Genomic DNA, 6,585 nt, shown 5'->3' with positions numbered 1-6,585 from the left:
TGTTGTGCATCCAAAATATACATCAACAGATGCAAATATTGATGTTGAACATATGTCAGCTTTTGTGTATGGAACAACAAATCTTTTTAAGTCTTTTCCTTAAAAAGATTTGTTGTTCCATACACAAAAGCTGACATATGTTCAACATCAATATTTGCATCTGTTGATGTATATTTTGGATGCACAACATTACCACCTGCTACATCATCGAATAGTCGGATTCGGCGGCATACACAACCTACTCTCTTTTTAGTAGCAGGTGGTAATGTTGTGCATCCAAAATATACATCAACAGATGCAAATATTGATGTTGAACATATGTCAGCTTTTGTGTATGGAACAACAAATCTTTTTAAGTCTTTTCCTTAAAGGCGGAAGGAATTCTTACTCGCAAAACAGAAAAGCTAAAGAAGAAAGATATCATAGCGATTATGAAGGCAAACAATATAATTTGGAATTAAAAATAAGAATAGTGAAAGAAATCAGAGTTAAGTCCTTTGCTTCCTATGAATATATTATTTTAGATGTTAATAGCTATCTATGGAGAAGAAAAAGGAAAATTTGCTCTAAAATTTGATAAAAGCGCAACAAAAACCAATTGTATAAATTAGGAACCGAGGTTAACTACAATGTGGCAAAGGTAATAGATTTAGATACAGGTATATTTTATTTAGGACTTTATGGCGACATCAATACAAATGTTTTAGTAAAATATACAAGACATGGAGATATTTCTAGAATAAGTCAAAGAGATGAGCTGGATAAACATTCAATATGCGCTGGGCTTAATTTTACGGTAAAACTTGCAAATTGTACAAATATTATCCTTGGAAATACGTTTGTGATAGGCGAAAATTGTATTAATAATCAAATTAGCGCAAAAATTTCTTTAAAATTCGGAAAAAAATAAAATATCCGTGCAAGAAAAGTATCTTTTTAACTATAAAAATGATATACTTTCCTTGGAAATAAATAGAGCATTTATTGAGGATGGAATTATGAAACAAAGGGCATTTTTGAGAGAGAACGATAAATTAAATAAGTTGAGCAAAAGATGAAAATATAAAGGAAGAAATAAAAGCGATTAATGAAGATAAAGATTGCGTTGTACGAATTCACCAGGAAGACTACAAAAATAAACCAATGAGCGCTAGCAAGATAAAGGCAGAAGTACGTTCGCGAGTAATCATGTATTTAGACATGTGAAGCAATCAGTGAACGGATTGTTTATCAGATGCAAAGAACTTGTAAAGCGACACAGCAATAATGTTTAAAAATTCTGTATACAACTGATGTACATAAATATACAAATATTCTTAACAAAAACTTGGAGAACTAAATGAAGCGTTTGAAAAACAGATATTTATTTAGAATGTATGAGTATATACAACCTTTTATAAATTACTCAATTCCAAAAGAGGAAGCTATTTACGGTAAAAAAGTTTTAGTTATTGCGCCTCATCAAGACGACGAAGCTGTTGGTTGCGCAGGCACGTTAATAAAGCATTCTAAAGCAGGCGGGTGTGTTGAGATAGCTTTTTGTACGCACGATACGTTTGAAAGAATGAAAGAAGCGGAACAAGCTGCAAAGATTATAGGATCTAAAAGGAATCATTTTATGCAGTTTGCTGCCCGCAGTTTAAGTGGCAATAAAGATTTTGAAGACGCCTTGACTTTGCTTATTAATAAAGTTAATCCTGATGTTATTTTTATCCCATTCTTTTTTGACAAACACAACGACCATACAGCAATTTCACAAGTTCTTGTTAATATAAAAAAGAAGATAAATTTAAAATTTATGGTTTATTGTTATGCTATATGGTCGCCGTTAAACCCTAATTGCTTGTTTGACATAAGCGATGTATGGGAGCTGAAGAAGCAAACAATAGAATGTTATAGAACGCAGATTGTCAGCAGAGATTACGTAAAAATTGCTCGAGGGTTAAACCAATATTGGGGCGAATTAAAAGAACATAATATGCAATACGCTGAAACGTTTTTTATGATGACTATAAGAGAGTATATATCCTTATGGAATAAAGTGTTTAAATGAAAAAATATAGAGTGTTGCATATTTTTTCATCGTTTTCCATGGGCGGCGCGGAAAGAACTACACTTTTTTTAGCCTCGAATCTTCAAAAAACTGCTGAATGCGATAACATAGTTGCAGCGCCTTTCGGAAGTAAATTGTATGAAGAATCTTTGCAAAAAAATATTAAGACTGTCGCTTTTAAAGCCGCTAATGCTTTTGATCCTTCCGGAATTTTGCAGCTTCTAAAAATAGTTAATCAGAATAATATTAATATATTGCATGTGCATCAAGGGAAGCTTTTTTGGACTTCTTTGATAATAAAATTATTTTCTCGCAATCTTAAGGTTGTTTTTCATAGAAGACAAGACACAAGACACGGTTTTGTCAGTAAAAATCATTATCGTTTTGTTGATGCTGTCATCACTGTGTCGCAGGCTGTTGCAAACGGGTTGATTAAGTATGAAAAAGTCAATCCAAATAAAATCAAAGTAATTTATAATGGCGTAAATGTTGAAAAGTTTAGCGGTAATATTGATTTTAGTAGTGTTATAAAAGAATATAATTTGCAGGACAAAATTGTTGTTGGAGTAGTTGCCAACATAGTAGATTTTAATGGCAAAGGGCAAATCTATCTTATGGAAGCCGCAAAAATTTTAAGAGATCAATATTCAAACTTAAGATATTTAATTGTAGGATCAGGTAAGGGATTAGAAGAGCAAAGAGCTTATGCAAAAAAGTTAGAAGTTGACGATATCATTTATTTTACGGGATTTCAAAATCAGGCGCAAGAATTTGTTGCCGCTATGGATATTTTTTGTTTACCTGCGTGGGATACTGAAGGAATGCCAAACGTTGTTGTAGAGGCTGAGGTTCTTGGGAAACCTGTTATTGTTACCAATGTCGGTGGCAATCCTGAATCCTTTGTTGATGGAACAACAGGGATTATGGTAGAACCATCAAATCCTTTGCAGATAGCTTATGCGATAAAGAAGCTTATTGATAATCCAGAACTTGCAAAACAAATGGGTGTTGAGGGTGAAAAATTTGTTAAAAAGAAATTTGTTATTGAAAAAACTGTTGCAGACACTTTAGAAGTTTATGGCAAAATAATTAATCTTTAATTGCGGAGACTGCAATGAGAAAAGTTTCAGCTTATGTTTTAACAAAAAATGAAGAAAGACATATCAAAGATTGTATAAACAGCATTAAATGGACTGATGAAATTGTTATTATTGATGATTTTAGTATAGATAACACTATGAAGATAGCAAAAAAATTGGGTTGCAAAGTTGTTCAAAATCAATTTGAATATTTTGGCAAACAACGAAACTTCGCTTTGACTCAATGTTCTTACGAATGGGTTATATGTCTAGATGCTGACGAGAGAATAACTCTCGAATTAAGAAAAGAAATAGAACACGAACTTAAAAATTCTCCTAAGTATGATGCTTATGTAGCGCCAAGAAAAAGCAAATTTATAAATAAATGGATTTCGCATTCAGGATGGTATCCGGATTACAGACACCCTGTTTTTTTTAATAAAAAGAAAGTAAAGTATAAAGATCAGATGGTACACGAGGGTATTGAATATAAAGGTAAAAAAATGTATTTCACCGGTGATATTCTTCATTATCCTTACAACAATATAAAACATTTTATAGAAAAATCTGATTTTTATACAGGTTTGCGCGCTGAAGAAATGTTTCAAAAGGGTAAAAAGTTTAGAATTTTAAATCTTATTATAAATCCATTCGTAATGTTTGTAAAAATGTATATTATCAAAAAAGGATTTCTTGACGGATTGACAGGCTTTATACTTGCTATGTTGTACTCTTCATTTTATACTTTAATGAAATATGCTAAACTTTGGGAACTTCAAAATAAATGAAATTTTTGTATCCATTGTCTTTAATTTATGTCGCTGTGTCCAGAGCAAATAGAAAATTTAGCAGTCCGAAAAAACTTTCAAGACCTGTAATAAGCGTAGGCAATATTACCTGGGGTGGAACAGGCAAGACGCCTATTGTAATAGAACTTTTGAACTTCCTTATAAAAAATAATTTAAAACCTACAGTTTTAACGCGCGGTTATGCGAGAAAAAATAAAAAACCTCTACTTTTAAAAGATGGAGCAGTAGGAGTTAATGTTTTAGACAGTGGCGACGAACCTCTTTTAATTGCAAAGAGCGTTCCAAAAGCGTGCGTGGTTGTCGGTGCAGACAGATATTCCAGCGCTTTAAATTTTGAAACCGAAATAAATACGGACGTTTATATTTTAGACGATGGTTTTCAGCATTGGAATATTCAAAGAGATTTGGACATAGTATGCGTTAACGCTGCAAATCCATTTGGGAACGGTATGCTTATACCGGTGGGGATTTTAAGAGAAAAACCCGAAGCGTTAAAAAGAGCCGGACTTGTAATTATTACAAATTCCGATATGATTTCTGAAAAAGAACTTCATAAATTAGAAGCAGAAATATTTGCGTTATCAGGTAAACAATCGATTGTTTCTTATTACAATGGGTTTGAATACAAAAAAACAGACTTAAGTACGAGTTTCAGCTCTGAGCTTTTAAAAAAATCCGACGTATATTCTTTAAGCGCCGTTGGTTTTGCAAAAGGTTTTAAAAATTCTATTGAAAAATCAGGAATAGAGATAAAAGACAGTATTGTTTTGAGAGATCATAGCAGTTATACTAACGAAATGCTTAAGAAGATAATTAGCAAAAAAGATAAAAATTCGTATTTTATTATTACAGCTAAAGATGCTGTTAAATTTCAAAATAGTGACGCGAGTACAAAAGAAAAAATTGCGGTTCTTATCGTAAATCCGCATTTTGTAACGGAGAGAGAACAATGGGAACGAGAAGTGTTAAAAAGTCTGCAGTATTTTTAGATAGGGATGGAACCCTTATTTTTGATAGAAATTATTTAAATTCGCCTCAGCAAGTAAAGCTTTATTCTTTTGTCGCAGAAAGTATAAACAAACTTAGAACAGCGGGTTTCAAAATAATAGTTGTAACGAATCAGTCGGGCATTGGTAGGGGAATGATTACAGAAGAAGAATTAGAAAAAGTAAACAAGAAATTTATCTCTTTACTTAAAATTGCAGGAGCGAAAATAGATGGTCTTTATTATTGTCCACACATTGATAGCGACGACTGTTGTTGTAGAAAACCAAGAACTGGGATGGTCATGCAGGGTTCGAAAGATTTTAGTATAGATCTTAAAAAATCATATACGATTGGCGACAGCGTAAGAGATTATTTGCTAGGATTTAATATGGGAGGCAAAGGAATTTTAGTGCTTACCGGTCATGGCAAAAAACAGCAAATTAAAGTGTCTAAGGAAAAAATAAAACCTTTTGCCGTATGTAGAACTTTAAAACAAGCGGTCGATTTGATAATTAAAAATACTAAAAAAATTAATATATTGTTGTCTGTACTGACTATCTCTTCTGTGTTGTGTTTTGCGCAAAAGTCGTATTCTTGCGGTGATTTTAAAACATCGCAAGATTCTTTTGTTTCTCAAAAACTTGATAACGAACGTAAAAAACTGGATGAAAATAAAAAACAATATGTTTGGCAAAAACGTGGCAAATATCAAATCCCGGAATACGAAAAACTTAAATATACTATTCTTTGGAATTTTATTCCCGTTGGCGAAGCATCTTTAGAACTAAAGGGCTTTAGGAACGAAAGAGGAAGAAAGGCTCGTTATGTGTGCTTGGATTTGGTTACAAAATCATTTCTGGATTCTTTTTATGCTATTAGCGGAACATTTGAGTCTTTGTTTGACGAAGAAAGTAAATCTTCTTTCCAATTTATATCAAAAACATTGCAAAACGGAATACAAAAGAGCGAGCATCTTTTTTTTGATCCGGTAAAACAAACGTATCAATTACATGTTGATGAAACAATACAAGAAGGCAAAACTGCGCAATATGCTCAAGATATTTTAACGGCATTGTGTTACGTTAGGACTCTTCATTTGAAAGTAGGGTACAAATATAACTTAAACATACATTCGAGAGATTCATCATACCCTTTAACCGTGAAAGTTTTAAAAAAGGAATTAATCAAAATTGGACAAAAATCATTCAATTGTTTTGTGGTGGAGCCTTTTGTATCCGATGATGCAAACATAATGGATTTAGGCGGTAAAATGACTATTTGGATTACCGATGATAAACAAAGGACGCCCGTATATGTAAATGTGGAAAGCCAGTTGGGATCTATAAGCGCTACAATTAACTAACTTTATACTATAATCAAATTGCTTTAAATCGAGCCAGCAGTATATTTGCGAGGAATTGTTCCTTAAAAAACAAGTATAATAAAGTGTATAAGGGTGTTGGAAGATCGAGCGAGGAAGGGGCAAAGATCCCGTTTTCATCAGGATCTCCAACACCACAAGGGTAAAAGCTTGATGAGGTTGCTGATGCGCAAACTTTAGTTTGCAGCATGTGAACAATTGAAAGCAAGAAGCTAATACCAAATTAAAAGGAGGCACAAAATGCCAAAAGTCTTATACACTTTATTATACTGAATT

7 protein-coding genes are annotated in these 6,585 nt (G+C 32.7%); all 7 read left to right on the top strand.

What is annotated here, in order from left to right; all coding sequences use genetic code 11:
* The first annotated feature begins 334 nt into the window (after positions 1-334).
* Positions 335-577 (top strand): hypothetical protein, encoded by a 243-nt coding sequence (locus LE180_RS05610; RefSeq protein WP_374134476.1) that lies wholly within the window; start codon positions 335-337, stop codon positions 575-577.
* 54 nt (positions 578-631) lie between these two features.
* Entirely contained in the window at positions 632-910 is a 279-nt protein-coding gene (locus LE180_RS05605; protein WP_374134475.1) for a hypothetical protein, read from the top strand.
* Between the two features lie 429 nt (positions 911-1,339).
* Complete coding sequence (locus LE180_RS05600) at positions 1,340-2,053, top strand: PIG-L deacetylase family protein (RefSeq protein ID WP_374134474.1); 714 nt, start codon at positions 1,340-1,342, stop codon at positions 2,051-2,053.
* Complete coding sequence (locus LE180_RS05595; RefSeq protein ID WP_374134473.1) at positions 2,050-3,153, top strand: glycosyltransferase family 4 protein; 1,104 nt, start codon at positions 2,050-2,052, stop codon at positions 3,151-3,153. Before LE180_RS05600 ends, LE180_RS05595 begins: the two co-directional genes overlap by 4 nt.
* Before the next feature lie 14 nt (positions 3,154-3,167).
* The gene (locus LE180_RS05590; protein WP_374134472.1) at positions 3,168-3,920 is read left to right on the top strand and encodes a glycosyltransferase family 2 protein; all 753 of its coding nucleotides are present in this window, start codon (positions 3,168-3,170) and stop codon (positions 3,918-3,920) included.
* The gene (gene lpxK / locus LE180_RS05585; protein ID WP_374134471.1) at positions 3,917-4,930 is read left to right on the top strand and encodes a tetraacyldisaccharide 4'-kinase; all 1,014 of its coding nucleotides are present in this window, start codon (positions 3,917-3,919) and stop codon (positions 4,928-4,930) included. The genes LE180_RS05590 and lpxK overlap by 4 nt, the downstream gene beginning before the upstream one ends.
* A complete protein-coding gene (locus tag LE180_RS05580) occupies positions 4,891-6,291 on the top strand; it encodes an HAD-IIIA family hydrolase (RefSeq protein ID WP_374134470.1) in 1,401 nt (466 codons plus the stop codon). The genes lpxK and LE180_RS05580 overlap by 40 nt, the downstream gene beginning before the upstream one ends.
* Positions 6,292-6,585: the final 294 nt, after the last annotated feature.

Source organism: Candidatus Endomicrobiellum pyrsonymphae (genome assembly GCF_020328025.1).
Classification (GTDB): Bacteria; Elusimicrobiota; Endomicrobiia; order Endomicrobiales; family Endomicrobiaceae; genus Endomicrobiellum; species Endomicrobiellum pyrsonymphae.
This window is presented reverse-complemented; position numbering and strand designations above follow the sequence as displayed.